The sequence below is a fragment of the Sphingomonas sp. BL2 genome, assembly GCF_056680015.1.
This window is the reverse complement of record NZ_CM155261.1, coordinates 958,795-984,385: the sequence shown is the minus strand read 5'-3', so window position 1 is coordinate 984,385 and position 25,591 is coordinate 958,795. Positions and strand designations below refer to the sequence as shown.

At 66.0% G+C, this 25,591-nt stretch carries 26 protein-coding genes and 1 tRNA gene; 18 read left to right on the top strand and 9 right to left on the bottom strand.

Annotated elements, in window-relative coordinates; all coding sequences use genetic code 11:
• The first annotated feature begins 2 nt into the window (after positions 1-2).
• The 9 genes from cyoC to AC1ME3_RS04370 all read left to right on the top strand — a co-directional run bounded on the left by cyoC (position 3) and on the right by AC1ME3_RS04370 (position 7,036).
• A complete protein-coding gene (gene cyoC / locus AC1ME3_RS04410; RefSeq protein WP_480955017.1) occupies positions 3-641 on the top strand; it encodes a cytochrome o ubiquinol oxidase subunit III in 639 nt (212 codons plus the stop codon).
• A complete protein-coding gene (gene cyoD / locus AC1ME3_RS04405; protein ID WP_056063531.1) occupies positions 638-1,021 on the top strand; it encodes a cytochrome o ubiquinol oxidase subunit IV in 384 nt (127 codons plus the stop codon). Before cyoC ends, cyoD begins: the two co-directional genes overlap by 4 nt.
• Positions 1,021-1,743 (top strand): SURF1 family protein, encoded by a 723-nt coding sequence (locus tag AC1ME3_RS04400; RefSeq protein ID WP_480955016.1) that lies wholly within the window; start codon positions 1,021-1,023, stop codon positions 1,741-1,743. Before cyoD ends, AC1ME3_RS04400 begins: the two co-directional genes overlap by 1 nt.
• A complete protein-coding gene (locus AC1ME3_RS04395; protein WP_480955015.1) occupies positions 1,740-3,068 on the top strand; it encodes an ATP-binding protein in 1,329 nt (442 codons plus the stop codon). Before AC1ME3_RS04400 ends, AC1ME3_RS04395 begins: the two co-directional genes overlap by 4 nt.
• Positions 3,069-3,088: 20 nt before the next feature.
• Entirely contained in the window at positions 3,089-3,622 is a 534-nt protein-coding gene (locus AC1ME3_RS04390) for a response regulator transcription factor (protein ID WP_056490014.1), read from the top strand.
• A gap of 36 nt (positions 3,623-3,658) precedes the next feature.
• Positions 3,659-4,726, top strand: coding sequence for a spore photoproduct lyase family protein (locus AC1ME3_RS04385; protein ID WP_480955014.1), 1,068 nt, complete (start codon positions 3,659-3,661; stop codon positions 4,724-4,726).
• A 76-nt stretch (positions 4,727-4,802) separates the two neighbouring features.
• The gene (locus AC1ME3_RS04380; RefSeq protein ID WP_480955013.1) at positions 4,803-5,597 is read left to right on the top strand and encodes a DODA-type extradiol aromatic ring-opening family dioxygenase; all 795 of its coding nucleotides are present in this window, start codon (positions 4,803-4,805) and stop codon (positions 5,595-5,597) included.
• A 10-nt stretch (positions 5,598-5,607) separates the two neighbouring features.
• Complete coding sequence (locus AC1ME3_RS04375; RefSeq protein ID WP_480955012.1) at positions 5,608-6,180, top strand: NADPH-dependent FMN reductase; 573 nt, start codon at positions 5,608-5,610, stop codon at positions 6,178-6,180.
• 1 nt (position 6,181) lies between these two features.
• Positions 6,182-7,036, top strand: coding sequence for a pirin family protein (locus AC1ME3_RS04370; protein WP_480955011.1), 855 nt, complete (start codon positions 6,182-6,184; stop codon positions 7,034-7,036).
• Here AC1ME3_RS04370 and AC1ME3_RS04365 read toward each other — a convergent pair.
• Positions 7,033-7,890 (bottom strand): peptidylprolyl isomerase, encoded by an 858-nt coding sequence (locus AC1ME3_RS04365; RefSeq protein WP_480955010.1) that lies wholly within the window; start codon positions 7,888-7,890, stop codon positions 7,033-7,035. The genes AC1ME3_RS04370 and AC1ME3_RS04365 overlap by 4 nt on opposite strands.
• An 88-nt stretch (positions 7,891-7,978) precedes the next feature.
• Here AC1ME3_RS04365 and AC1ME3_RS04360 point away from each other — a divergent pair.
• Both AC1ME3_RS04360 and AC1ME3_RS04355 read left to right on the top strand, forming a co-directional pair.
• A tRNA-Ser gene (locus tag AC1ME3_RS04360) sits at positions 7,979-8,069 on the top strand.
• A gap of 507 nt (positions 8,070-8,576) precedes the next feature.
• Complete coding sequence (locus tag AC1ME3_RS04355; protein WP_480955009.1) at positions 8,577-9,851, top strand: methyltransferase family protein; 1,275 nt, start codon at positions 8,577-8,579, stop codon at positions 9,849-9,851.
• A 110-nt stretch (positions 9,852-9,961) separates the two neighbouring features.
• Here the strand turns inward: AC1ME3_RS04355 and AC1ME3_RS04350 are convergent, their stop codons facing one another.
• From AC1ME3_RS04350 to AC1ME3_RS04340, 3 genes are all read right to left on the bottom strand, one after another.
• Positions 9,962-11,335 (bottom strand): glutamate--cysteine ligase, encoded by a 1,374-nt coding sequence (locus AC1ME3_RS04350; RefSeq protein WP_480955008.1) that lies wholly within the window; start codon positions 11,333-11,335, stop codon positions 9,962-9,964.
• 73 nt (positions 11,336-11,408) lie between these two features.
• A complete protein-coding gene (locus AC1ME3_RS04345; RefSeq protein WP_480955007.1) occupies positions 11,409-12,158 on the bottom strand; it encodes a 16S rRNA (uracil(1498)-N(3))-methyltransferase in 750 nt (249 codons plus the stop codon).
• A gap of 191 nt (positions 12,159-12,349) precedes the next feature.
• A complete protein-coding gene (locus tag AC1ME3_RS04340) occupies positions 12,350-12,511 on the bottom strand; it encodes a hypothetical protein (protein ID WP_480955006.1) in 162 nt (53 codons plus the stop codon).
• A gap of 82 nt (positions 12,512-12,593) precedes the next feature.
• Here AC1ME3_RS04340 and ubiA point away from each other — a divergent pair, with 82 nt between their 5' ends.
• From ubiA to AC1ME3_RS04325, 3 genes are read left to right on the top strand one after another with little or no spacing between them, the layout of a single operon-like run.
• Complete coding sequence (ubiA, locus tag AC1ME3_RS04335) at positions 12,594-13,535, top strand: 4-hydroxybenzoate octaprenyltransferase (RefSeq protein ID WP_480955005.1); 942 nt, start codon at positions 12,594-12,596, stop codon at positions 13,533-13,535.
• Positions 13,536-13,544: 9 nt separating this feature from the next.
• Positions 13,545-14,891: a TldD/PmbA family protein gene (locus AC1ME3_RS04330; RefSeq protein ID WP_480955004.1), complete on the top strand. Its 1,347-nt coding sequence runs from the start codon at positions 13,545-13,547 to the stop codon at positions 14,889-14,891.
• A gap of 43 nt (positions 14,892-14,934) precedes the next feature.
• Positions 14,935-15,699, top strand: a complete 765-nt coding sequence (locus AC1ME3_RS04325; protein WP_480955758.1) for a 3'(2'),5'-bisphosphate nucleotidase CysQ — start codon at positions 14,935-14,937, stop codon at positions 15,697-15,699.
• 130 nt (positions 15,700-15,829) lie between these two features.
• On the opposite strand, the gene AC1ME3_RS04320 is transcribed toward AC1ME3_RS04325, so the two are convergent.
• The 4 genes from AC1ME3_RS04320 to AC1ME3_RS04305 all read right to left on the bottom strand — a co-directional run bounded on the left by AC1ME3_RS04320 (position 15,830) and on the right by AC1ME3_RS04305 (position 19,305).
• Positions 15,830-16,303 carry an NUDIX domain-containing protein gene (locus tag AC1ME3_RS04320; RefSeq protein WP_480955003.1) on the bottom strand — a complete coding sequence of 158 codons (474 nt, stop codon included), beginning with the start codon at positions 16,301-16,303 and terminating at the stop codon, positions 15,830-15,832.
• A 105-nt stretch (positions 16,304-16,408) separates the two neighbouring features.
• A complete protein-coding gene (locus AC1ME3_RS04315; protein WP_480955002.1) occupies positions 16,409-16,870 on the bottom strand; it encodes a VOC family protein in 462 nt (153 codons plus the stop codon).
• Positions 16,871-17,380: 510 nt separating this feature from the next.
• Positions 17,381-18,088, bottom strand: coding sequence for a hypothetical protein (locus AC1ME3_RS04310; RefSeq protein ID WP_480955001.1), 708 nt, complete (start codon positions 18,086-18,088; stop codon positions 17,381-17,383).
• Between the two features lie 5 nt (positions 18,089-18,093).
• Positions 18,094-19,305: a toxic anion resistance protein gene (locus AC1ME3_RS04305; protein WP_480955000.1), complete on the bottom strand. Its 1,212-nt coding sequence runs from the start codon at positions 19,303-19,305 to the stop codon at positions 18,094-18,096.
• Positions 19,306-19,457: 152 nt separating this feature from the next.
• On the opposite strand from AC1ME3_RS04305, the gene AC1ME3_RS04300 reads away from it, so the two are divergent.
• The 3 genes from AC1ME3_RS04300 (at position 19,458) to typA (ending at position 23,822) form a co-directional block, all read left to right on the top strand.
• Positions 19,458-20,471 carry a zinc-binding alcohol dehydrogenase family protein gene (locus AC1ME3_RS04300; RefSeq protein ID WP_480954999.1) on the top strand — a complete coding sequence of 338 codons (1,014 nt, stop codon included), beginning with the start codon at positions 19,458-19,460 and terminating at the stop codon, positions 20,469-20,471.
• Between the two features lie 438 nt (positions 20,472-20,909).
• Positions 20,910-21,887 carry a DUF2268 domain-containing putative Zn-dependent protease gene (locus AC1ME3_RS04295; RefSeq protein ID WP_480954998.1) on the top strand — a complete coding sequence of 326 codons (978 nt, stop codon included), beginning with the start codon at positions 20,910-20,912 and terminating at the stop codon, positions 21,885-21,887.
• Positions 21,888-21,977: 90 nt separating this feature from the next.
• Complete coding sequence (gene typA / locus AC1ME3_RS04290) at positions 21,978-23,822, top strand: translational GTPase TypA (RefSeq protein ID WP_480954997.1); 1,845 nt, start codon at positions 21,978-21,980, stop codon at positions 23,820-23,822.
• 427 nt (positions 23,823-24,249) lie between these two features.
• On the opposite strand, the gene AC1ME3_RS04285 is transcribed toward typA, so the two are convergent.
• Positions 24,250-24,909, bottom strand: a complete 660-nt coding sequence (locus tag AC1ME3_RS04285; RefSeq protein ID WP_480954996.1) for a L,D-transpeptidase family protein — start codon at positions 24,907-24,909, stop codon at positions 24,250-24,252.
• 220 nt (positions 24,910-25,129) lie between these two features.
• Between AC1ME3_RS04285 and AC1ME3_RS04280 the strand changes: the two genes are divergently transcribed.
• Positions 25,130-25,534 (top strand): hypothetical protein, encoded by a 405-nt coding sequence (locus AC1ME3_RS04280; RefSeq protein WP_480954995.1) that lies wholly within the window; start codon positions 25,130-25,132, stop codon positions 25,532-25,534.
• Positions 25,535-25,591: the final 57 nt, after the last annotated feature.

Below are 25,591 nucleotides of genomic sequence, written 5' to 3'. Positions count from 1 at the left end.
CGATGTCCGCAATACCCATGAAGGATGGCCTGAACGAGACCGAGAAGGTCTCGTTCTACGACATCGACGAGCACGAACATCCGGAAGGCAGCAGCACGATGCTGGGCTTCTGGATGTACCTGATGAGCGACTGCCTCATCTTCGCGGTGCTGTTCGCGGCTTATGCCGTGCTCGGCAACAGCTATGCCGGCGGCCCCAGCCCGAAGGAGATCTTCGAGCTGCCGCTGGTGGCGGTGAACACGGCGATGCTGCTGTTCTCGTCGATCACCTACGGGTTCGCGATGCTGTCGATGGAGGAAGGTCGCCAGCGCGTCATGCAGATGTGGCTGGTCTTCACCGGCCTGTTCGGCCTCGCGTTCCTGTCGATCGAAATGTACGAGTTCGCTAACCTCATCCATGAGGGGGCTGGCCCGACCCGCAGCGCGTTCCTGTCGTCGTTCTTCACGCTCGTCGGCACGCACGGTCTTCACGTCACGATGGGCCTGATCTGGCTCGTCACGCTGATGGTCCAGGTCCAGAAGCACGGCCTGATCGCCGCGAACAAGCGCCGCCTGATGTGCCTCAGCATGTTCTGGCATTTCCTCGACGTCATCTGGATCGGCGTCTTCACCTTCGTCTATCTGATGGGCACCCTGCGATGAGCGACCCCCAAGCACCGGCGAACAATCCGCACGCCGATCACGACCATGACAATGGTGCAGCACACGGCACCCGTGGCAGCTACCTCAAGGGGTTCTTCCTCTCGGTCATCCTGACCGCGATCCCGTTCTGGGCAGTGATGACCGGCGCGTTCAAGGATCCGTCGACCGCCGCGCTCGTCGTGATGGTCTTCGCAGTCGCGCAGATCGTCGTCCACATGATCTACTTCCTGCACATGAGCGGCAAGTCGGAGGGCGGCTGGACGATGATGGCGCTGATCTTCACGATCATCCTCGTCGTCATCACGCTCAGCGGATCGATCTGGGTGATGTACCACATGAACACGAACATGATGCCGATGCAGGCCGCGGCGGACATGTGATGAACACGCGACCGGGCCCTGCCGTCTATGTCGCAGGCCTGGTCGCGCTGCTGCTGTTCGCCGGGTTCATGGCGCTCGGCATCTGGCAGGTCGAGCGCCGCACCTGGAAGCTCAACCTGATCGAACAGGTCGCGGCGCGCTCGCACGCCGCGCCGGTCGCGCCGCCAGGGCCTGCGTCCTGGAACGCGATCACGGCCACCACTGACGCCTATCGCCGCATCCGTCTCGACGGCACCCTCGATAATTCGCGTGAGACGCTGGTCCGCGCCGCCACTGCGCTTGGTAGCGGATATTGGGTCCTGACGCCCTTGCGGACCGCCCAAGGCTTCACCGTCCTCGTCAACCGTGGCTACGTCTCGCCCGAGCAGCGCGTCGCGCATACCAAGCCGACCGGCTCGGTCACGATCACCGGCTATCTCCGCATCACCGAGCCCGGTGGCGGCTTCCTGCGCGACAACGATCCCGCCACCGGCAAATGGTATTCGCGCGATGTCGATGCGATCGCCAGCGCGCGTGGCCTGTCGAACGTCGCTCCCTATTTCGTCGACACGGACAAGTCCGACGCCGCCGCCCCCGTCGGCGGCCTGACGATCATCGCCTTCCCCAACAACCACCTCGTCTACATGCTGACCTGGTTCGCGCTCGCCGCGATGACGATCGTCGCGTTCGTCGTGTTCGTCCGCCAGGATGCGCGGAAGCGGCGGGGGGCGATCGACACATGATGTCGCCGATGGCAGGGCAGGGGGTTGCAAGACAGAGCTGGCAGCGCTGGCTCGCGCTCGCCACCGCGCGCACCGACGCGACCGGCAACGCCAACATGCGCCAGCTCGTCACGCTGCGCTGGATCGCCGTCGCCGGCCAGTTCGTCACGATATTGTTCGCCCGGTTCGCGCTCGGCTTCGACCTGCCGATGGTGCCGATGCTCGCGGCGCTGGCGGCGGGTGTCGGCCTCAACCTCGCCAGCATGCCGCTCTACGGCTGGCGCAAGGGCGCGAACATCCAGCTCCTGCTCGCGCTGCTGTTCGACGTCGGCCTGCTCACCACGCAGCTCTATCTCGCGGGCGGCGCGACCAACCCGTTCATCTCGCTCTACCTGCTCCACGTCGTGCTCGGTGCGGTGCTGCTCGATCGCTGGTCGAGCTGGGCGATTGTCGCGGTTACCGCCGCCTGTTTCGGCGTGCTCACGCTCTATTACCGCCCGTTGATCCTGCCCCCCGACTACAGCGGCGAGTATTTCCTGCTCTACACGATCGGCTCGCTGCTCTGCTTCATGCTGATCGCGACGCTGCTGATGTTGTTCATGACCCGCATCACCGGAAATTTGCGCGCCCGCGACACCCGCCTCGCCGACCTGCGCCAGCAGGCCGCGGAGGAGGACCACATCGTCCGCATGGGCCTGCTTGCATCCGGCGCCGCGCACGAACTCGGCACGCCTCTGGCATCGATAGCCGTGATCCTCGCCGACTGGCGCCGCATGCCTACGCTCGCGCAGGACGCCGACCTTCAGGCCGAGATCGTCGAGATGCAATCCGAGGTCCAGCGCTGCAAGGCGATCGTCACCGGCATCTTGCTCTCGGCCGGCGAAGCGCGCGGCGAGGCCCCCGAGATCATGCCGCTCCACCAGCTCCTCGACGGGATCGTCGACGAATGGCGCGCGGTGCACCCGTCGGTCGATTTCGACTATACCACCCGAGTCGGCGACGATCCGCAGGTCGTCTCCGACCCCGCGCTCAAACAGGTGATCGCCAACGTGCTCGACAACGCCGCCGAAGCCTCGCCGCACTGGGTCGCCTTCCGCGGCGAACGCACCGAGGGCGACCTCGCGCTGATCGTCCGCGACCGCGGCCCTGGCTTCAGCGACGAACGCCTCGCCAGCTTCGGCAAACCCTACCAGTCGAGCAAGCGCGAACCCGGCCACGGCCTCGGCCTGTTCCTCGCGGTCAACGTCATGCGCAAGCTCGGCGGCGGCGTGTCGGTCGTAAACTGTGAAGGCGGCGGCGCCGAAGTCACGATCACCATGCCGCTCTCCGCGATCGCCCTGTCATGAAGGACACCGTGACGGACGCCATAACCGAACCGAAACTCCTGGCGATCGTCGAGGACGACGAGACCTTCGCCCGCACGCTCCGCCGCTCGTTCGAACGCCGCGGCTACGAGGTGATGCAGGCCGCCAGTCACGAGGAACTCGTCGAGCAACTCGCCGAGCGTACGCCCCGTTACGCGGTCGTCGACCTCAAGCTGGGTGGCGCGTCGGGCCTCGTCTGCGTCCAGACGCTCCACGCGCACGACCCCGAGATCCTGGTCGTCGTCCTCACCGGTTTCGCGAGCATCGCCACCGCGGTCGAGGCGATCAAGCTCGGCGCGTCGCACTACCTCGTCAAACCCTCGAACACCGACGACATCGAAGCCGCGTTTGACCGTACGGAGGGCAGCGTCGACACCGAACTCTCCGAGCGCCCGACCTCGATCAAGACGCTCGAATGGGAGCGTATCCACACCACGCTCGCCGAAACCGACTTCAACATCTCCGAGACCGCGCGCCGCCTCGGCATGCACCGCCGCACGCTTGCGCGAAAGCTCGAGAAACGCCCGGTAAAATAACCGCAACGCTTCGCCGAAGGCGCGCGTTGTCGTTCGATGCCAGTGCCCAAACCCTCACGCCTCTGGCAGCCGAAGCGACTGCTCGCGACCCCGTCCGCGCTGACTTGGGAGCACGGTGCCGAGATTGCCGCGCGTGCAACCGCGCTTGGCGTACCCGTCACGACGCTACCGAGCGACCGCCTCAAGCTCGACTTCCCCGCCGATTCCCGCCGCGCCTATGCCGAAGCCAAGGCGACGCTCGCGCTCGTCGTCGCACCACCCTCGAAGCGCAAGCTTCAGCCGATCGCCCCCAGCGCGGACTGGCGGATCGACCTCGCCGAGGGCTGCCCCGCGCATTGCGGCTATTGCTACCTCGCCGGCTCGCTCAAGGGGCCGCCGATCACGCGTGTCTACGCCAACCTGCCCGAGATCCTCGCCGAACTCCCCGCACATCTAGGTCAGGGCACTGTCACCTCGCGCTCGACCGCCCGCGCGCATGAGGGCACCACGTTCGAGGCCTCCTGCTACACCGACCCGCTCGGCATCGAGCACGTCACCGGATCGCTTTCGGCGCTGATCGCGCATTTCGGCGCATGGGAGGCCGACGTGCAGTTGCGCTTCACCACCAAGTTCGACGCGGTCGAGCCGTTGTTGACCCTAGACCACCGCGGCCGCACCTGCATGCGCGCCTCGATCAACCCCGCCGCCTATGCGCGCTTCGAGGGCGGTACCAGCCCCGTCGCCGCCCGGCTGATCGCGCTGCGTAGGATGGCGGACGCAGGCTACAAGATCGGCCTGACGGTCGCGCCGATCATCGCCGCCGAGGGCTGGCGCGAGGCGTATGGCGCATTGCTGGCGGAGGCGGGCAGGGTGCTCGCCGACGTTCCCGACGTGACGATCGAACTGATCACCCACCGCTACACACCCGGATCGAAGGCGGTGCTCGAAACCTGGTACCCCGGCTCGTCGCTCGACCTCAGCATGGCCAACCGCACCGAGAAACGCACCAAGTTCGGCTCGGTCAAATACGTCTACGACGCCGACACGATGCGCGCGCTCCGCAGCTTCTTCCAGGACGAGATCGCCGCCAAGCTCCCGCAGGCGCGCATTCTCTACTGGACCTGACCGCCGCGCCAACCGGCAACGCAGCGTTGCCATTCGCGGCCTTCCGGTCGCCGCCATCGCCGCCTACCTCGAAACCATGACAATTACCCGCCAGCCAACGCTCTTCATCCCGCACGGTGGCGGGCCCTGTTTCTTCATGAACGACCCCGCCGGGAACTGGACCGGCATGGCCGCGTACCTCCGGTCGATCGCCGCCTCGCTGCCCGAAAAGCCCAAGGCTATTCTCGTCGTATCCGGCCACTGGGAAACGCGCGGCTTCGCCTTCACCGGCGCCGCAACGCCGTCGCTGATCTACGATTACGGCGGCTTCCCCGCGCATACCTACGAGTTGCGCTACGACGCGCCCGGTGACCCAGCTTTGGCCGCCCGCGCCGTTGACCTGCTCCGCGGCGCCGGCCTGACCGCCACCGTCGACCCGACCCGCGGCCTCGATCACGGCGTCTTCATCCCCATGAAGGTCGCGTTCCCAGACGCTGACATTCCGGTCGTCGAGATGTCGGTCGACCGCGATCTCGACCCGGCACTCCACACCGCCGCCGGCCGCGCACTCGCCCCCTTACGCGACGAAGGCGTCCTGATCGTCGGCTCGGGCATGAGCTTCCACAACATGCGCGGCTACGGCGACCCCCGCTTCACCGCGCCATCCGAAGCCTTCGACCAGTGGCTGACCGCCGCGGTCGAGGCCGAACCGACCGCCCGAGCGACAGCGCTAGCGGGCTGGGCGGAAGCCCCCGCTGGACGCCTCTCGCATCCCCGCGAAGAGCATCTCCTCCCGCTAATGGTCGCTGCCGGCGCCTCCGATCACCCCGGTACGCAGGTCTACAACGAGCGCGTGCTGCAAACCGCAATCTCCGGCTACCGCTTCAACTAAAGGAATTCCCATGGCTCTTCCCGTTCTGCTCGCGATCTCAGGCAGCCTGCGCCGCGGCTCGTACAATACCGCGATCCTGACCACGCTTGGCGAAGCGATCACCGACAAGGCCGCGCTGACGGTGTTCGCGCTGAACGACGTTCCGCTTTACGATCAGGACGCCGACACCGACACGCCCCCCGCCGCCGTCGCAGCCCTGCGCGCGGCAATCGGCGCGGCCGATGGGATCGTCATCGCCAGCCCCGAATATAACCACGGAATGTCCGGCGTCCTGAAGAACGCCCTCGACTGGGCCTCACGCCCGCATGGCAAGGCGACGCTGACGGGCAAGCCCGCCTTCACTCTGACCTCGTCGCCCGGCGCAGTCGGCGGCGCACGCGCGCACGCGCAACTGAACGAGACGCTCGCCTCGATCGGCGCCCGCACCGTGCTGCGCCCACAAGCTGTCGTCGGCGCGGTCCACGAGAAGATCGCCGACGGCCGCCTGACCGACCAGCGCACGCTCGACTTCCTCGTCGCCGGCATCGACGACCTGCTCGCCGACATCGCCCGCCCCACCGCTGCCGACCGCGAGGCGTCCTGAGATGCGCCACGTCCTCAACCAGCATCCCGCCCAGCGCGATGACATCGCCGACTTGGTGACACGCCGCCCGCTACCGGGTCCCGGCCTGCCGCAGGTCGATCCGTTCCTGTTCCTCAACCATCACGGCCCGCAGACCTATCGTCCCGGCAATAACGGCCTCCCGTTCGGCCCGCATCCGCACCGCGGCTTCGAGACGGTCAGCTTCATCCTCGAGGGCGAGATGACGCATCTCGACAGCGGTGGCCACGAGAGCGTCATCCGCGCGGGCGGCGTCCAGTGGATGACCGCCGGTTCGGGCCTGATCCACGCGGAAATCTCGCCCGCATCGTTCAAGCGCGACGGCGGCCCGCTCGAGATCCTGCAACTTTGGGTCAACCTCCCCGGCCGGCTCAAGATGACCAAGCCCGCCTATACCGGCCTCCAGCGCGAGGACATTCCCGCGATCCCGGTCGAGGGTGGCACCGTGAACCTGATCTCGGGCAGCTTCGGAGACCAGCGCGGCCCGATCGAATCCCTGACCGACGTCGCGATGATGACTGTCGAACTCGAAGCCGGCGCCAAGGTCGACCTGCCAGCCCCAACCGGCCGCGCGGTCTTCTTCTACGTCGTCGCTGGCGCCCCCACGGCTAACGGCACGCCGATCAAGCCGCATCACCTCGCCACGTTCAGCAACGAGGGCGACACGATCACTATCACGACCGAAGCCCCCGCCACGATCCTCTACGGCCACGCCGACCCGATCGGCGAACCCGTCGTCTCCCACGGCCCGTTCGTCATGAACACGCGCGAAGAGATCGTCCGCGCGATCGAGGACTATAACGCCGGCCTGTTCGGCAAGCCGCCCGTCATTCGCTAGGGCGCCTTGCGCACCGGGGGCAGCGCGGCACAGATGTCGGCGCCCCCGGCAGGCACGGTGAAGAACGGCCCCGCCCGGTTCTCCCGCGAGGCGATCCACGCCACGAACCGCGCATTGTCCGCCGCGCGATACTCGAAACGCGGTCGCTCGGCGGCGGGCAGTTCGCTCGCAAGGCGTGCGGACACGATCGGGCTGCGCTCGCCGTCGGTCTTGTAGAACCCCAAATCCTCCGTCCCGCGCGGCAGCGACGACAGCCACTCGACCCCGTCGATCACCCGCCCGACCACCGCGATGTTCCGATCCAGCGCACGCGGCGAATGCCCGATCACGGTATAAAGCTCGGCGCCACTCCCCGTGCTCGGCGCCAGATCGCGCGCGACGCCGACCATACCATAGCAATGCGGCACCCACTCGGTCGCACCATTGCCCGCGAGCGGCCACCCGTCGCGACTATACCCCGCCCATTCGGCATAAGGATCGCGCTGCGACAGCCGCGCCACCGTCGTCGGCCCGGCATGCGAATATTCCGCGGGCGGATTGGCAACGACGCCAGCGACAAGCGGCTTCTTCTCGGTCGCATCGCCCCATTGCGCGACATAATTGTCCTGCAATCGGTAGACGCTCGTCCCAGCATCCCACCAATGCGCCCGCGCCAACTTGCGTATGTTCGCGACGTGCACCGGCGCATAGCGAGGCGCGAGCCGCACGGTAAACCGGTGCCCATTGGCCAGGGTGAAGACCATTAGTTCGTCGTCCGGGACCGCAACCCAGTCCGCCGGCACCGGATCGGACGGGAGCGTCGCGGCGGCCGGAACGGCTTGCGCAAGCATGACAGCGAGAAGGATATTCAACATCCCCGCAGACTGCCCGAGGCCGTCCCCGCACGCAATCGCTTGCGCGCGCGCGAAACCCGCACTAGCAGACCCGCTTCCAGAGCAATGCGGAGCGGTGGCCGAGTGGTCGAAGGCGCTCGCCTGGAAAGTGAGTATACGTCAAAAGCGTATCGTGGGTTCGAATCCCACCCGCTCCGCCACCTATCCGATCGATCGATGCTAGTTCCGGCCGGACGATCCGGTTCGCGGGGACGATCCGGGCCACTGGCAGTGACGTTCGCGCTGTGTGTCGGTCTATAACTGTGTCAGTCCGATTTCTCGATGATCCAGCCTGCGGGGGTGCTGCGCATCGGTGTCCTGCAATAGCGACAGATACTGGTGTCTTCGCCCCTGCCTCTGAAGATCGTATGTCTGCGAGACCGGCGATGTATGCCGATGAGGCATTTTGCACGTCCGATAAGTCTTTGTAACATCGCGGTCTCCTGGACCGGAACGTAACGGCGGACTTGGGGTTCGCGAGTGAATTCGGGGTCATGCAAGTCCCGAAATCGAACAGGTGCGGCCCTATGGTTTGGGCGTCTTTCGCGCTCGTCGTTGCGAAGACAGGGCGGCGACCGAACTGACCAAAATCATCTGGCGGATTACCCGAACATCGGCGGCAACATGTTTCATGGCTTGATTACCAATCCGCGCTACTGATCACCGCCATGGATCAAGACGTTCAGCTTGCCAGTACGGCCGAGACCGACCCTCGTCCGCAGTCGGCGGTCAGTCACGGCGCGGGGGTGTCGGGACTCGTTGGCGTGCTAGTCTGGATCGGGTTCGCGCGACACTACGGCATGGATGGGCCCTATTCGGCGCTGGTCAACGTCGCGGCGTGCGGGCTGCCGATGATCGCCTGGTCTTTGCTGGTCGACAAGGTTCATCGCAATCCCAGTACCGGGATCGACTGGTCCGCCGCCAAGCTCTGGCGCGAAACGCCGGACCTGAGCCTGACGAAGCTCGCCGGGCTGTGGGCGACGTGGGCGGCGATCGCGGTGATCTACGGTGCCGGGCGATTTTATTGGGAAGGCAATTTCGCGTTTGCGATGTGGTGCTTCACCAATGCCGCACCGATCCTGTTCGTCGCGTCGATTCCCTATGTTCTGTGGATCGACCGCTATCTCGTCGAGCCGCGCGATGGCGCTTGGCATCTCGGCGCGTGGCTGACGGGGCAGGCGGGTGTCGACCGCGAGGCGATCTACGGCCATCTGCGCGCGTGGGGGGTGAAGACGTTCTTCCTCGCCTTCATGCTCGCGATCGTCCCGCCGGGCTTCGGTAACTTCGTCCGCGGCGACGTCGCGTCGGTGTTGCGTGATCCGGTCGCGCTGTCGGGTTGGCTGGTGACGTTGATGTTCCTGATCGACGTGGCGTTCGCAACCGTCGGCTATCTGCTCACGTTCCGCCCGCTCGATTCGCATATTCGCAGCGCCAATCCGTTCGCCGCGGCCTGGATGCCGGCGCTCATGTGCTATCCGCCGTTCATTCTGATGACCACGGGTGGGCCGCTCGATTATCATCCGGGCACGTCGGACTGGGCATACTGGTTCCAGGGGCATCCGATCCTGCTGGCGCTGATCGGCGCGATCCTGGTCGGGCTGACCGCGATCTACGCCTGGGCGACGATGGCGTTCGGCTTCCGCTTTTCGAACCTGACCAACCGGGGGATCCTGACGCATGGGCCGTATGCGGTGTCGCGGCATCCGGCGTATCTGTCGAAGAACCTGTTCTGGTGGATATCGACGATCCCGGTGCTGACGCTCGGCAGCATGGTCGACGCGGCCCGTGCGACGCTGCTGATGGCGGCGGTCAGCGGCGTGTATTACTGGCGCGCGAAGACCGAGGAGCGGCATCTGAAGCTCGACCCGGACTATCGCGCGTATTTCGACTGGATGTCGCGCAACGGCCTGGTGCCCCGGCTGTTCGCAAGGTTGCGCGGCTAATCCCCCTCCCGCTTGCGGGAGGGGTTAGGGGAGGGGCTGTTCTACGCCCCTAGCGCGACGTCCGCGGCCAAGCCCTCCCCCGACCCCTCCCGTAAACGGGAGGGGAGCAATCAGAAGCTGGCTTCGTCGTAGACCTTCGAGACGTCACCGTTCCAGGCACCGTTATAGCGCTCCAGCAACACTTCCGCCGGCACCTTGCCGCTGCGGACGATCTCGCGTAGCGGATCGAGGAAGCCGGTCTCGTTGTCGCCCGCCCGGTTGAACCGCGCCCGAGCCGAAAGCCCGGCACCAGCGATGTCGAGCACCTGTCCCGCGATGTCGTGCAGCTTCCCGCCGCCCGCGATCGGCGCGTTCAGCGCGCGCTTCGGCACCGCATCGCGCAACGCCTGGCGCTCGTCGATCGTCCAGTCCTTGACCAGGTCCCACGCCGCATCGAGCGCACCCTGATCGTACAGCAATCCGACCCAAAGGGCGGGCAGCGCGCAGATCCGGTTCCAAGGTCCGCCATCCGCCCCGCGCATCTCCAGAAAGGTCTTCAACCGCACCTCGGGGAACGCGGTCGACAGATGATCGGTCCAGTCGTCGAGCGTCGGCTTCTCGCCCGGCAGCACCGACAATTCGCCCTTCAGGAAATCGCGGAACGAGAGGCCAGCGGCGTCGATATACTTGCCCTCGCGGTAGACAAAATACATCGGCACATCGAGCGCGTACTCGGCGTAGCGCTCGTAGCCGAAGCCATCCTCGAACACGAACGGCAGCATGCCCGTGCGATGCGGATCGGTGTCCGACCAGATATGGCTGCGATACGACAGCATGCCGTTGGGCCGCCCTTCCGTGAACGGCGAGTTCGCGAACAGCGCGGTCGCGAGCGGCTGGAGCGCGAGCCCGACGCGGAATTTCTTCACCATGTCCGCCTCGGACGCGTAGTCCAGGTTCACCTGGATCGTGCAGGTCCGCAGCATCATGTCGAGCCCCATGCTGCCGACGCGCGGCATGTGCCGCAGCATGATCGCATAGCGCCCCTTGGGCATCGTCGGCAGTTCGGCACGCGTCTTGTCCGGCCACATGCCGAGCCCGAGAAAGCCGATGCCGAGCTTCTCGCCCGCCGCCTTCACCTGCTCCAGATGGCGTCCGGTCTCCGCGCAAGTCTCGTGCAGCGAATCGAGCGGTGCGCCGGACAGTTCGAACTGGCCCGCGGGCTCCAGGCTGATGCTGCCGTCGGGCCCCGACATGGCGATTGCGTTTCCGCCCTCCATGACCGGCTTCCAGCCATATTGCTCCAGTTCGCCGAGCAACGCGCGGATGCCGCTCGGCTCGTCATAGGACGGCGCGTGGTGATCGCCGTTCGCATAGACGAACTTCTCGTGCTCGGTGCCGATCCGCCACGCGTCCTTCGGCTTTTCGCCGCCCGCGAAGCTGGCGATCAACTGGTCGCGCGACTCGATCGTCGGGCTGGTCTTTTTCGGAGCGGGAATCGTCGTCATCGCCGCGCCTTACGCGTCGATGAACGAGGGTGCTAGAGGGTATCCGGACCAATCGGTAGCAATGTCGTATCGATCATTCGCCGCGCCAATCTCCCGCCGCCGCCATCCACAAGGCAACGGCCGCCCCTGCCGCGGTTTCGGCGCGAAGGATCCGCGGCCCCAGCCCGATCCCGACCGCATTCGGATGCGCGCGGATCGCCTCGCGTTCGTCCGCATCGAAGCCGCCTTCGGGACCGATTAGGATCGCCGCCGGACCGGGACGCGTCCGCATCGCTTCCAAAGCCGGTACGCCGCCGGTCTCATCCGCAAAGAACAGCGCGCGGTCCCCGGCCCAGTCGCGCAGTAACGCCGCGAGCTTCACCGGCTCGGCGACCTCGGGCAGCGCGGTGCGCCCGCATTGCTCGGCCGCCTCGATCATCTGCGTGCGCAGGCGCTCGGTATTGGGCTTGTCGACGATCGTCCGCCGCGTGACCACCGGCACAAGCCGCGCGACGCCCAGTTCGCACGCCTTCTCCGCCATCCAGTCGACGCGGCCCTTCTTGAGCGGCGCGGCACACAGCCACAGATCCGGCACGTCCTCACGCGGCCGCAGCAATTCGGTGACGTCGAGCATTAGATCCCGCTTCCCGACGCTCGCTGCGACGCCGAGCCATTCCCCGGTTCGATCGTCGAACAGCTTCACCGGATCGCCGATCTTCATCCGCATCACGCCGACGAGGTAATGCGCGGCGGGGTCATCGACGTGAAGCGGACCAGGCGCGAGGAGGCGATCGACGAAAAGGCGCGGCGTGGACTGCGGCGGCCAGGCGGGAGTTGCAGGCATGGGGGCGTCCTAGCAAATCATGTCGCGCCGCGGGAGGGGCGAAGCTCGAGAAGAGTCTTGAGTATACACCTCCCCGGCGGAGGCCGGGGCCCAGGTGGAAAGGCCCTAATGACGGAGCGCGATCTCCGGTTTAGCAACTTTGCCCAACTGGACCCCGGCCTCCGCCGGGGAGGCTAATATGCGGAACTCGCTCACCGTTTACGCCGCACCCACATCTTCCGCGCCACCACCCACGCAACAACCAACACCACAACGCCAAAGATCAACACCCCCGCGACTGCGCCCGCGACGCGAAAAATCCCCCAGAACAATGCCTCGACGAAGCGCCCGACCGCGACCGAAAGGCCGATCATGCGAGAGGGTCTGAAAGCGTCACGCCCCACCGGTACCCGGCAAAGGCTTGCGCGCCAAACCCCGTCTTCCTACGCCTCCGCCATGCAGACCAAGCCGAGCCACGCGGAAATCGTCCCCGACAGCGAGCATAAGGGCTTGGTCGGCCGTCTCCCGCCAACGCTCCGCGGCTTGGCCCTCCTCGCCCGCTTCGACCGCCCGATCGGCTGGTGGCTGCTGTTCTGGCCAGGCGCCTGGGGCGTCGCACTCGCCGGTGGCGCAGTCGAGCGCTGGGACCTGATCCTCTGGCTCCTGCTCGGCAGCATCGCGATGCGTGGCGCCGGGTGCGTCTTCAACGACATCGTCGACCGCGACCTCGACGCGCAGGTCTCCCGCACCCGCGCGCGGCCGATCCCGAGCGGGCTCGTGTCGATAAAGCTCGCCTGGGTCTGGCTCGTCGCGCTCTGCCTGATCGGGTTCGTCGTCCTCCTGCAACTCACCTTCTTTGCCGCGATCGTCGCGCTCGCCAGCCTCGCGCCGGTGGCCGCCTACCCGTTCATGAAGCGCATCACCTGGTGGCCGCAGGCGTGGCTCGGGATTGTCTTCTCCTGGGCGTTGCTGGTCGGCTGGAGCGACATCGCCGGCGCGCTCGATACGCCGATGTGGCTGCTCTACGCCGGGTCGATCGCGTGGGTGATCGGCTACGACACGATCTACGCGCTGCAGGACCGTGAGGACGATGCGATGATCGGCATCCGCTCGTCCGCGCTCCGCATGGGTAGCCATGTGAAGGCCGGCGTCGGCATCTTCTACGTCGCCGCCGTCGCGCTCTGGGCCGCAGCCTTCTGGCAAGTCCGCCCCGACCCGCTCGCGATCGCCGCGCTCGTCCCCGTCGCACTCCACCTCGCTTGGCAGGTCGTCACGCTCAAACCCGACACGCACGAGGGCGCAGGCACCGCCGCACTCGCCCGCTTCCGCGCCAACCGTTTCGCCGGACTGCTCATGTTCCTCGCCTGCGTGGTTGTCGGCACGAGCCTGCATCCTTAAGTCGCTGATATGCTGACCCCAGACCAAGCCCGCGACCGCGCCCACGACATCGTCCAACGCGCGAGGGCGGCGGGTGCCGACGCCGCCGACGCAGTCTTCGCCGCCGACGCCGCGCTCGACGTGTCGATCCGCCTCGGCAAGCTCGAGGATATCGGCCGTTCCGAGAGCGAGGACCTCGGCCTGCGCGTGTTCGTCGGCCAGCGCTCCGCCAGCGTCTCCACCTCCGACCTGTCGACCGCGGCGATGGACGCGCTGGTCGAACGCGCGGTCGCGATGGCGCGCGAAGCACCGGAAGACCCCTGGGCCGGCCTCGCCCCCGCCGACCGCCTCCTCCACGGGATCACCCCGATGCTCGGCCTCGACGACGGCGGCGAAGCCAGCCCCGAGCAACTTCGCGACGCCGCGCTGGAGGCTGAGGATGCCGCCCGCGCCGTCCCTGGCGTCTCGAACAGCGAAGGCGGCGGCGCCAGCGCCTCGCGCAGCGTCTGGGCCTTGGCCACCAGCCACGGCTTCGCCGGCGCCTATGCCGCGACCGGCTACGGCGTGTCGGCCAGCGTGCTTGCGGGTGAAGGCGGCGGCATGCAGCGCGATTACGCGCACAGCAGTGCCCGCCTCCGCGCGCACCTCGAATCGCCCGAAGCGATCGGCCGCCGCGCTGGCGAACAAGCGGTCGCGCGGCTCAATCCGGGCCGTCTCGTCAGCGGCCCCACGACGATCGTATACGACCGCCGCGTCGGCGGATCGCTCGTCGGCCACATGCTGGGCGCGATCTCGGGCCAGGCGATCACGCGGAAGACCAGCTTCCTGCTCGATTCGCTCGGCAGCCAGGTTTTCGCGCACGGCATCACCATCCGCGACGATCCGCACCGTCCGCACGGCCTGCGCTCGCGACCGTTTGACGGCGAAGGCCTGCCCGTCTCGCCGAGCGACATCATCGAGGACGGCATGCTCGAACGCTGGCTGCTCGACTCCGCCTCGGCGCGCCAGCTCGGCCTCGAACCCACCGGTCACGCCGCGCGCGGTGTCGGCGGCGGGCCCGGCGTATCGACCAGCAACGTGTTCATGGAGCCGGGCCACGTACCCCTCGAAACGCTGATCGCCGACATAGAATCGGGCGTCTACGTCACCGAACTCATGGGCGGCGGCGCGAACGGCGTGACCGGCGATTACAGCCGTGGCGCGGCAGGCTTCCGGATCAAGAACGGCCAGATCACCACGCCGGTCGCCGAGTTCACGATCGCCGGCAACGTCAAGGATATGTTCCTCGCGATGACCCCCGCCAACGACCTCGAATTCCGCTACGGCGTCAACGTGCCGACCCTCCGCGTGGAGGGCATGACGGTGGCGAGTGGCTGACCGGTTTCGCGGGCCGGAACGGTCGCCCGAATGGCTGCGCGCGATGGCCGACGCCGTCGCGAAGATCGCCATGGAGGCGGGCGCGATGGCGCACGACCGCTTCGACACCGATTTTCAGCGCTGGGAAAAGACCCCCGGCAGCCCGGTCTGCGAACTCGACATCGCGATCGACCGGATGCTCAAGGCGCGCCTGTCGACTCTGCTCCCCGAGGCCGGCTGGCTCTCAGAGGAAACCGCCGACAACGCCGACCGCCTCGCGCACGACCTGCTCTGGGTGGTCGACCCGATCGACGGAACGCGCGACTATATCCGCGCAAGACCCGGTTGGTGCGTTTCGGTCGCGCTGGTCGACCGTGGCAAGCCGGTGATCGGCATCCTCGAAGCGCCGTCCCGCGACGAACGCTGGCACGCGGTGGCGGGGCAGGGCGCAACCCGCAACGGCGTGCCGTTAAAGGCCGGAAACCGAACCGACTTCCCCGGTAGCCGCACGCCCGTCGACGCCCTCCCCAAAGCCGACCGAGACCTCGTCATGGTCCACAAACCCAATTCGATCGCTCTACGCATAGCCATGGTTGCCGCCGACGAAGCCGACCTCGTCGCCACGCTGCGCTGGGGCAACGAATGGGACATCGCCGCCGCCGTGCTGGTCGCGAGCGAAGCGGGGGCGGTGGTGAGCGACGCGTTGGGTGCGCCACTGGTGTTTAATAAGCCAAGGCCGCAGGCGTTCGGTGTGCTGACCTGTAAGCCTGGAATACAGGCGGCAGCAGTTGAGCGATTGGCGGATCGAGCGCGCACCGTGTTGGCGTGACGGCGATTATGGGAAGGAAGGCAGCCCGTCCGCTTACGCGGAGGCTGATGCCGATAGCTGACATTGTGCGGCGCCGACTTTCCCGAAAATGATCGGGGAATGGGAATCCGGTTCGCCGGAACCCAGTAACCTACCAAGCGCCGCTGCCCGTCGCCCCGGATCGATATTCACCAATGCGACGAACCGTAGCAGCCGACGTGGAAGCGGGTACTTGATCGAGCGGAAACCATCGCGCTTCCTCTATTTCCATGAAATCGGCCTTCGGCAAATTGCTTGAGGCATCTGAAACAGTTCGCGCAGCATAGATGATGATGTGATCGTCCTTTGCCTCGCGTTGACTGTGATAGACGCCAAGCACACGTTCGATCTTTGGGCCTACAACCGCGACCTCCTCTTCGAGTTCTCGAAGCAGTGCTGCTTCGATGCTCTCCCCCTTTTTGACCCCGCCACCTGGAAGATACCAGGCATCGGTGTAGGTATGGCGAACGAGCGCTATGCGGTCGTCTTGATCCAAAAGAACTGCCCGGACGCCGATGGTTCGCGGCTTGGTAACTTTCCAAACGAGGCGAGCCGCCTTGCCGATTAGTCGATGCCGTAACGCCATCACGAGCCTCTTATGCCGATTCTATCTGACGACGAACGGTAGCACCTCCGCAGATTAGCGTCCTCTCGCAAACGATGGTGAAGCGGGAAAACTTCCGCAGGCTCATCAACGGGCCGGCGGCTGCATAAGCTCTATCGTGATATGATCGGGGCCTGAAACGTATGCCACCAACGTACCCTTCCGGGGACCACCCGCGATCGGCAGCGGACTACCCTTGGCCTTCCATCCTGCTGCCTCGACGCGGGTAATAGCCGCATGAATATCCTTCACGGTCAGCGCCAGGTGGGCCGCTCCGATCGTTCCCGCGTTGGAAGGCACCGCCCCGTGCTGGTGGCCTCTTGAATATTGCAACAGTTCGACAACATAGCCGTTTGATGCCCTGACGATCGCCGTTTTCACACTCGGATCATCGACACCTGTCACCTGATGCAGGAAGTCGCGCCCCATCTCCGATTGCCGCTCCAGTGTGAAACCGAGCGCTCCCGTCCAAAACCGAACGGCTTCGTCCAAAGACGAGACAGCGAAACCTGTGTGGTCCACGGCAATTACGTTTGCGGCGTCGTTCATTGCTGCACTCTCACTGGGCGGTGCTTGCGCCCTTTCGGTCTGCGCCCCGGCTGCAACCGACGCCAGCAGCATGCGAACATGATCTTCATAGTGCTTCTTTCACTTTGAACTCTTCTCGGACAGGAACCCTTAGCGGGACAGTCGCCCGGGCGACCGCGCCAACGGTCGCGCGGGGCACCTGCTTTTGCAAAATCTGTTCCCGATTGCCCTTTCCCCAGATTGCAACTCGAAGATCGAAGATCGAAAATCGGGAATCATCTTGTTGAACGAATGTCCGCTTTTGGGCGTGCGAATTGCGTACCGTTACGTCAGCAATTGGGCGATAATTACCGATACGCTAAGAAAACGCGTCTGCCTTTCGTCCGGCTTGTCAGGTGAAAATGCAGGCACCGGTCGCACCGATACGCCCTTAGCGGCACGCGGCCGGTGTTTGCCACCACCAGCGCATCTGCTTCGGAAACGAACCGCGCCTTGCGGCGGCAGACGCTGAGCCGCGTGCGCTTCACCGTCTCAATCCTTGTACTTCATCTCCAGGAAGCGCCCGCGGGTCGACAGATTGTCGAGGTCGCTCTGCGCTAAACGCGCGGTCATCTCGCCGATTTCCTGTTCGATCAGCTTCAGGCCGTCGACCAGCTCGGCGTCGGGCGAGCGACCGTTGCGCGGCGTGGTGCGGAGCGACGCCGGGACCTTCTCGTAATCCTTGACGAACGCCGGCAATTGCTCGCCGATCAGCTTCCGCACGTCGACCGCTTCCTGCGTATTCGCGTCGAGCGTAGCAAGCTGCGGGGTCAGCGTTTCGAGTCGTAAGCCGATCCGGTCGACCAAAGTCATCGCCGGTGCGGGGAGGGCGGGGCGTTGTGCCTCCAGCCAGCGTTCGGTCTGCGCTGGGAGAGCGCGGATGTCGATCGCCGCGAGCCGCTCGGGCGTCGGCGCGCGTTCCGCGGGCCAGACCGCGAACAGCACGGTGGCGGCGACCAGCAGCGCCATCACCAGCATCGCGCCGCCGATCCCGAGCGGCACGATCCAGCCGATCACCATCGCTGCGATCAGGATCGACACGTCGGCGACCGCGATCCGGGTCAGCCGCTTCCCGATCGCCTGCGTCTGCCGTGCGCGCCCCCGCGATGGCGAGCGTGCGATGACGGTGCCCGTCCGGTCGTCGGAAATGCGCGACCAGGAGGCGCGGGCGCTGGCGATGGCGTCGTCGACTTCGCTCACGAGGGTTACATCGCCTCCAGCTTGAACGGGCTGGCCGCAGGTTCGCCGAGCTGGCCTTGGGTGGCCCCTTCAGCACGCGCAATATACCCACGAGATTTATCGACCTCGTTCGACAGCGCGCCGACCGTGACCTTCATCGAATCGAGCGCCTTCAGCTTGAACACGTCGATCGCATCCATCGTGTCGTAGATGTTCTGGAACGCGCGTTGCAGCGTCTCCAGCGGAATCGTCGCCGAGGCGGCCTGTTCATGGATCTGCGCGGTCTGCGATTTGAGCAGCTTGCCGGTCGAATCGATGATGTTCGCGGTCGTCGTGTTGAGCGCGGTGATCTGCTCCAGCACCAGCTTCTGGTTGGTTAGCGCCTGCGCCACCGTCACCGCGGTGCGCAGCGCCGAGACGGTCGTGGTCGAGGCGCGATCGACGCCTTTCACCAGCTCGACATTGTTCTTCTTGACCAGGTCGAGCGCGAGATAGCCCTGCACGGTCACCGCCATCTGCGTCAGCAGGTCCTGCGTGCGCTGGCGCGTATAGAACAGCGCGGTTTCGCGGATCGCCTTCGCCTTGGCGGGATCGCTGTGGTCGAGGTCGTTGGCGACGTCCTCCAGCTTGGCGTCCATCGTCTTCGACAGATGGATCATCTGTTCGAGCCGACCCATCGCCGCCCACAGGTTCGCGCGCTCGGTATCGATCGCGGCATTGTCCATCAGCAGCTCGTCCTTGCCCGAGCCGAGGCTCTTCAGGATCTGCGCGATGTGCGTCTGCGACGATTTATAGCCGTCGAAATAATTGCGCATCTTGCCACCGAACGGGATGATCCCGAACAGCTTCTGCGGCGCGGTGAGGTTGCCCTTCTTGCCGGGATCGAGATCCTCGACGACGCGGCGCAGCTCGGCGAGATCCTTGCCGACGCCGGTCTCCTGATCCATCGCCTTGACCGGGCGATCGAGAAAGCGGTTCGACTGGCCGGCGGCGTCGCGGATTTCCTTCGCGCCCATCGCGGTGATCGCATCGACGCGCTTGCCAAATTCGGGCGAATTGACGTCCTGCGCGACGAGATCGGTGACGAAGCCCGACACGCGCTCCTCCAGTTGCGACTTCACGCCGGCATCGACGGGCACCAGCCCGGACGCCTTCGCGGCCGCAACCGTGGGCACCGGATCGGGCGGGGTCAGCACCAGGCCCGGCTCTTCCGTCAGCGTGTTCGGGGTCGTCGCCATGCTCGTGTCTCCGTTCGGTGGGGCATCGTGGCTGCAACCCGCCCCGCGTTCAAGTGGCGTATATAGATAATACACTCAGGCTTGCCAACAGCTCTCCTTGAAACCGGGCGGCCGCGTGGACAGCTTGTCGGCGACATCACAGGAGTTCCAGCATGCGCGCCATCGGCTATACCAAGTCGCTCCCGATCGACGATCCGCAGTCGCTCGTCGACCTCGACCTCCCCAAGCCCGAGGCGACCGGTCGCGACCTGCTGGTCGAGGTGAAGGCGGTGTCGGTCAATCCGGTCGACACCAAGATCCGCCAGCGTCGCGAGGATCCGGACGGCAAGCCGCAGGTGCTGGGCTGGGACGCATCGGGCGTCGTCGTCGCGGTTGGCCCGGACGTGACCGGGTTCGCGGTAGGTGACGAAGTGTTCTACGCGGGCGCGATCGACCGCCCCGGTACCAATTCCGAATATCATCTCGTCGACGAACGCATCGTCGGCCACAAGCCGACGTCGCTCGACTGGGCGCAGGCGGCGGCGCTGCCGCTGACGTCGGTCACCGCGTGGGAGACGCTGTTCGACCGGCTCGACGTGCGCAAACCCGTCCCCGGTGCGGCGAACGCGCTCCTGATCATCGGCGGGGCAGGCGGGGTCGGCTCGATCACGATCCAGCTCGCGCGGCAGCTCACCGACCTGACGGTGATCGCCACCGCGTCGCGCGACGAGACGCGTGGCTGGGTTGAGGAGCTCGGCGCGCATCACGTGATCGACCACCGCAAGCCGCTCGCCGCGCAGGTCGAGGCGCTCGGGCTCGGCGCGCCGGGGTTCGTGTTCTCGACGACGCATACCGACGAGCACATCGCCGAGATCGGGGAGCTCCTGGCGCCGCAGGGTCGGCTCGCGCTGATCGACGATCCGAAGACGCTCGACATCGTGCCGCTCAAGCAGAAGTCGATCTCGGTGCACTGGGAACTGATGTACACGCGCTCGCTGTTCCAGACCGCGGACATGGGCGAGCAGGGCAAGTTGCTCGACGAGGTCGCCCGGCTGGTGGATGCGGGCACGATCCGGACGACGTTGGCGGAGAATTTCGGGCGGATCGACGCGGCGAATTTGCGGCGGGCGCATGAGCGAATCGAGAGCCACACGGCCAAGGGGAAGATCGTGCTGGAGGGGTTCTGACACCACCCTAGTCATCCCCGCGCAGCCGGGGATCCATACTGGCTGGCCTCGAGATAAAGTCACCAGCCTCCGGAGAATATGGGTCCCCGCCTGCGCGGGGATGACTGGAATTGTCAGCACCACCCCGGCGGAGGCCGGGCCCAGTTGGGGAACGTTGCTAACGGATGGCGGCACGTCGTTATTGCCACCTTGCCAATTGGGCCCCGGCCTCCGCCGGGGTGGTAGAATAGAAGGCGGGGCGTTGCAGGTCGCCGCCACCTCACGATCCTCCCCCGCAAGGGGGAGGTGGCAGGCGTCAGCCTGACGGAGGGGGAGGCACGCGCCAACCTCTGCTCCGTGTCCTCCCCCTCCGTCCCCTTCGGCGACACCTCCCCCTGGCGGGGGAGGATTGCGATATCCGCTCTGGCGCCCCCGCAAACACACGATACGCTGTGCACCATGCTCCGCCCGCTGATCCTCGCGCTCGCGCTCCTCCCCGCGGCCGCGACGAATCGTCCTCCGCCAGCCGACCCGCTCACCGCCACGATCCACACCGAAGACGCCGACCGCTTCGCGACCCTCTTCGCCAAGACCAAAAGCAAGCCCACCGCCGCGCAGCTGAAACGCGAGTATCTCGACAAGGGCAGTTTCGGGATCGGCGTCTTCACCCCCGGCCGGATCGTCGACGCGGACAATCTCGCGCGCGCCATCGCCGCCAACCCCACCCGCTATGCGCAGGCGATCAAGACCTGCCTCCCCGCCGCCAAGGCCGCGACCGCCGATCTCCGCTCGATCTATCTCGGCCTCCACGGCGCACTCGCCGACGTGAAGCTCCCGCAAGTCTATATAGTCTTCGGCGCGAACACCTCCGGCGGCACCGCCAAGCCCGGCGCGCAGGTGCTCGGGCTCGAGGTGCTGTGCCGCATGTCGCCGACGCCCGAGAAGCTCCGCCAGACGCTGCGGCATTTCTTCGCGCACGAGACGGTGCATTCCTTCCAGCAGGACGCTGGCATGACGCTCGCCCGCGACCCGCTGCTCACCGCGATCCTGGTCGAGGGCGCCGCCGACTTCATCGCGCAACTCGTCACCGGCGAGGAGCCCGACGCCGCCCGCGCCGCTTGGGCCACACCGCGCGAAGGGGAACTCTGGCGCCAGATGCTGGCCGACATCGCGCTCACCCGCAAGCTCACCGACAAGGACGACCCCGAGGAAGGCTCGCCCGAAGCCAAGGCGTACGCCCGCTGGATCGGCAACTACTCCACGCCGCCCGCCGGCTGGCCGCCCGAACTCGGCTATTGGATGGGGCTGAGGATCTGGCAGCGTTACTATGCCGCCGCGCCCGACAAACGCGCCGCGCTGAGGGCAATGCTGGCGGTCCGCGATCCTCGTGCTATTCTCGCCGCCGGAACATACAAGCGCCGCGGAGGTTCCCTCTAAAGGTGACGAAATGCCGCTGCGTCTTCCCGCGGCGCAACAATTACGCTATGGCGCGCGCCAACCCCGTTCCTCGATCAAGAGAATACATTCATGAGCCTCCGCAACGTGGCGATCATTGCGCACGTCGATCACGGCAAGACGACGCTGGTCGACCAGCTCTTCCGCCAGTCCGGCACCTTCCGCGACAACCAGCGCGTCGAAGAGCGCGCAATGGATTCGAACGACCTCGAAAAAGAGCGTGGCATCACCATTCTCGCCAAGCCGACCTCGGTCGACTGGACCCCTCCCGGCGAGTCCGAGAGCATCCGCATCAACATCGTCGACACGCCCGGCCACGCCGATTTCGGCGGCGAAGTCGAGCGCATCCTGTCGATGGTCGACGGCGTCGTCCTGCTGGTCGATTCGTCGGAAGGCGCGATGCCGCAGACCAAGTTCGTCACCGGCAAGGCGCTGGCACTCGGCCTGAAGCCGATCGTCGTCGTCAACAAGGTCGATCGTAACGACGCGCGCATCCAGGAAGTGCTCGACGAAGTGTTCGACCTGTTCGTGTCGCTCGACGCGAACGACGACCAGCTCGACTTCCCCGTGCTCTACGCATCGGGCCGCAACGGCTATGCGTCGACCGACATGGACGCGCGCGAAGGCACGCTGATCCCGATGTTCGAGACGATCGTGAAGCACGTGCCGCCGCCCGCCGTGGAAGTCGCGGGCGTGCCGTTCACCTTCCTCGTCACGCTGCTCGACCGCGATCCGTTCCTCGGCCGCGTCCTTACCGGTCGCGTCAATTCGGGTACCGTGAAGACCAACCAGGCGATCCACGCGCTCGATAACGACGGCAAGATCATCGAGACCGGTCGCGCCTCGAAGATCATGTCGTTCCGCGGTCTCGACCGCGTGCCGGTCGACGAAGCCAAGGCCGGCGACATCATCTCGCTCGCAGGTCTCTCGGTCGCCACGGTTGCCGACACGATCGCCGACATCACGGTGACCGAGCCGCTGCACGCGCAGCCGATCGATCCCCCCACGCTGTCGATGCGTTTTGCCGTGAACGACTCGCCGATGGCGGGCCGCGAGGGCAGCAAGGTGACGAGCCGCATGATCCGCGAGCGCCTGTTCCGCGAAGCCGAGTCGAACGTTGCCGTGAAGGTGACCGAGGCGGCCGACAAGGACAGCTTCGAAGTCGCCGGCCGCGGCGAGCTTCAGCTCGGCGTGCTGATCGAGACGATGCGCCGCGAAGGCTTCGAGCTGGGCATCTCGCGTCCGCGCGTGCTGTTCGGCGAGGACGAGAACGGCAAGAAGACCGAGCCGTACGAGACCGTCATCATCGACGTCGACGAGGAGCATTCGGGCACCGTCGTCGAGAAGATGAACACGCGTAAGGCCGAGCTGACCGACATGCGTCCGTCGACCGGCGGCAAGACCCGCATCACCTTCTCGGCACCGTCGCGCGGGATGATCGGCTATCATGGCGAGTTCCTGTCCGACACGCGCGGCACGGGCATCATGAACCGGCTGTTCGAGAAGTACGGTCCGCACAAGGGCGCGATCGAAGGCCGCAAGAACGGCGTGCTGATCTCGAACGGCTCGGGCGAGGCGAACAACTACGCACTGGGTCCGCTCGAAGAGCGCGGCATCCTGTTCGTGGGCCACGGCGAGGCTCTCTATGAGGGCATGATCGTCGGCGAGAACGCCAAGCCGGACGACCTCGAGGTCAACCCGATGAAGACCAAGGCGCTGACCAACTTCCGCGCGAGCGGCGGCAAGGACGACCAGGTCCGCCTGTCTCCGCCGAAGCGCGCAACGCTGGAGCAGGCGATCGCGTACATCGACGACGACGAGATGGTCGAAGTCACGCCGAAGTCGATCCGCCTGCGCAAGCGCTTCCTGGACGCGAACGAGCGCAAGCGGGCTAGCCGGGCTAAGCAGAGCGCCTGAGGCCAGCAAAGGCGAAGCCGGCTGAGCCTAAGGCGCTCGGCCGGCCTCGCTCAAGCGAGGTCCGACGACGCGGCTTTGCCGCGGCGCGCTGGTTCGGAAACGCAGAAGGGCCGGGGGGAAACCTCCGGCCCTTTTCGTTTGTGCTAGAAAGACCGAGGGCAGCACTCACGCTGGCGGCAGTGCGAGCGCTCAGGACTCAAATCGGTGCACCTCCCCGGCGAAGGCCGGGGCCCAGGTGGAAAGGTCGCAGTAACTGGGCCCTGCCCTTCGTCAGCGAAGTCCTCCAACTGGACCCCGGCCTTCGCCGGGGAGGTGCCTAATTTCAGGATATGAGGGCATTCCCAAAATCCTCCCACCGGGAGAGGAAGAGACGCCAAAGGCGGCGAAAGGTGAGGGCACGGCGCGCCACCGCCCAAAACCGCCCCCCTCAAGCAGCAGTAATCCGCCCACCCCGCGCCAACATCTCCCCACTCGTTACAATAACCCGATCCCCAAGCCTAACCTGCTCGAAAATCAGCTTCGCAAAAGCAGTCGGCACGCCAACGCACCCATGCGTAGCGTACTTCCCATCCATCAACGCGCTGCCGTGAATCGAAACCCCATCATTCGTCAGCCGCATCATGTATGGCATCGGCGCCCCGTACAGGTTCGACACATGGTGCGCGTCCTTCTGCGTGATCTTGAACACGCCAAGCGGAGTCGGCTTCTCGTCCGCGCCATAGATCACCGCCGCCGTCCCGATCTCGTACCCGCCGCGAAAGATCGATAAGGTCTGCGCCACCAGGTCGACGGTGATGACGATCGGCCCCTCCGGCACGCCCTCGGTATCCCAGTAATACGCGCCATGCCGCAAAGGCTCCGGCACGTTCAGCACCCGCTTCACGACATACGCGTCGGCCGGTTCCTCCGCAGCGACCGCAACCGGCTTCGGCGCCGCCTTCGCAACCAGCGGTGCCACCGGAGCCTTGGCCACGCGCGCAGCCTCGACCGCCCGCACCTTCACCGGCGACCCGGACAGCGCCAGCCCACCGATCAGCACCGCACTCCCGCCGAGCACGGCAAAGGCGATCGCTCGCGTCGTCATCATCCTGCGCATCGTCGCACCCTATCCGAAACCAGTAAACAAAGCCCAGCAGTGCCGCGCCGCTCGTGTCCCCGCACGGGACCACCTTCGCCAGCTATACCGTGGGTTAACAAGCCGTTCCGAACCAGTTCAGGCCGAATCGCCTAAAACCTGAAACACGGTCGGACACTTATGCGTTTGTCCCAAGCGGACCGGGCGTAACTAGTAACGGAGTTCGGAAGAGATGAACGGATTTTTCAAGAAAGCAGGCCTCGGCGTAGCACTCGCCGCAACGGCTCTGTCGGCAGCAGCACCAGCCGACGCGCAGCGTTGGGGCCGCGGTGGTTATGGGCGCGGCTACGGCGGCGGCTGGCACGGCCATCGTGGCGGCGGCAATGCAGCCGGCGCAGCAGTGCTGGGCGGCATCCTCGGCCTGGGTGTCGGCGCGGCGATCGCCAGCAGCAACAACCGCAATCGGTACTACGACCGCGGGTATTACAACGGCGGCTATTACGCGCAGCCACCGGTGGCCTATTACAACCCGCCGGTACGTACCTACTATCGCGAGGATTACCGCCCGCGGTGCTGGAACGAGTGGCGCGTCGACCCCTATTATGGCGACCGGGTCTCGGTGCAGGTCTGCAGCTGATCCGATCATGAGGTCGCATGGAGGCGTCGGGAGCGATCCCGGCGCCTCTTTTGCGTC

Coding starts and splice junctions, on each gene's coding strand:
- cyoC (WP_480955017.1), top strand. CDS start 3: ATGTCCGCAATACCCATGAAGGATGGCCTGAACGAGACCGAGAAGGTC.
- AC1ME3_RS04340 (WP_480955006.1), bottom strand. CDS start 12,511: ATGATCGGCCTTTCGGTCGCGGTCGGGCGCTTCGTCGAGGCATTGTTC.
- AC1ME3_RS04325 (WP_480955758.1), top strand. CDS start 14,935: ATGGCCGACGCCGTCGCGAAGATCGCCATGGAGGCGGGCGCGATGGCG.
- AC1ME3_RS04320 (WP_480955003.1), bottom strand. CDS start 16,303: ATGGCGTTACGGCATCGACTAATCGGCAAGGCGGCTCGCCTCGTTTGG.
- AC1ME3_RS04400 (WP_480955016.1), top strand. CDS start 1,021: ATGAACACGCGACCGGGCCCTGCCGTCTATGTCGCAGGCCTGGTCGCG.
- AC1ME3_RS04395 (WP_480955015.1), top strand. CDS start 1,740: ATGATGTCGCCGATGGCAGGGCAGGGGGTTGCAAGACAGAGCTGGCAG.
- ubiA (WP_480955005.1), top strand. CDS start 12,594: ATGCAGACCAAGCCGAGCCACGCGGAAATCGTCCCCGACAGCGAGCAT.
- AC1ME3_RS04345 (WP_480955007.1), bottom strand. CDS start 12,158: ATGCCTGCAACTCCCGCCTGGCCGCCGCAGTCCACGCCGCGCCTTTTC.
- AC1ME3_RS04300 (WP_480954999.1), top strand. CDS start 19,458: ATGCGCGCCATCGGCTATACCAAGTCGCTCCCGATCGACGATCCGCAG.
- AC1ME3_RS04370 (WP_480955011.1), top strand. CDS start 6,182: ATGCGCCACGTCCTCAACCAGCATCCCGCCCAGCGCGATGACATCGCC.
- AC1ME3_RS04350 (WP_480955008.1), bottom strand. CDS start 11,335: ATGACGACGATTCCCGCTCCGAAAAAGACCAGCCCGACGATCGAGTCG.
- AC1ME3_RS04330 (WP_480955004.1), top strand. CDS start 13,545: ATGCTGACCCCAGACCAAGCCCGCGACCGCGCCCACGACATCGTCCAA.
- typA (WP_480954997.1), top strand. CDS start 21,978: ATGAGCCTCCGCAACGTGGCGATCATTGCGCACGTCGATCACGGCAAG.
- AC1ME3_RS04315 (WP_480955002.1), bottom strand. CDS start 16,870: ATGAACGACGCCGCAAACGTAATTGCCGTGGACCACACAGGTTTCGCT.
- cyoD (WP_056063531.1), top strand. CDS start 638: ATGAGCGACCCCCAAGCACCGGCGAACAATCCGCACGCCGATCACGAC.
- AC1ME3_RS04380 (WP_480955013.1), top strand. CDS start 4,803: ATGACAATTACCCGCCAGCCAACGCTCTTCATCCCGCACGGTGGCGGG.
- AC1ME3_RS04280 (WP_480954995.1), top strand. CDS start 25,130: ATGAACGGATTTTTCAAGAAAGCAGGCCTCGGCGTAGCACTCGCCGCA.
- AC1ME3_RS04305 (WP_480955000.1), bottom strand. CDS start 19,305: ATGGCGACGACCCCGAACACGCTGACGGAAGAGCCGGGCCTGGTGCTG.
- AC1ME3_RS04295 (WP_480954998.1), top strand. CDS start 20,910: ATGCTCCGCCCGCTGATCCTCGCGCTCGCGCTCCTCCCCGCGGCCGCG.
- AC1ME3_RS04285 (WP_480954996.1), bottom strand. CDS start 24,909: ATGATGACGACGCGAGCGATCGCCTTTGCCGTGCTCGGCGGGAGTGCG.
- AC1ME3_RS04375 (WP_480955012.1), top strand. CDS start 5,608: ATGGCTCTTCCCGTTCTGCTCGCGATCTCAGGCAGCCTGCGCCGCGGC.
- AC1ME3_RS04385 (WP_480955014.1), top strand. CDS start 3,659: ATGCCAGTGCCCAAACCCTCACGCCTCTGGCAGCCGAAGCGACTGCTC.
- AC1ME3_RS04365 (WP_480955010.1), bottom strand. CDS start 7,890: ATGTTGAATATCCTTCTCGCTGTCATGCTTGCGCAAGCCGTTCCGGCC.
- AC1ME3_RS04355 (WP_480955009.1), top strand. CDS start 8,577: ATGGATCAAGACGTTCAGCTTGCCAGTACGGCCGAGACCGACCCTCGT.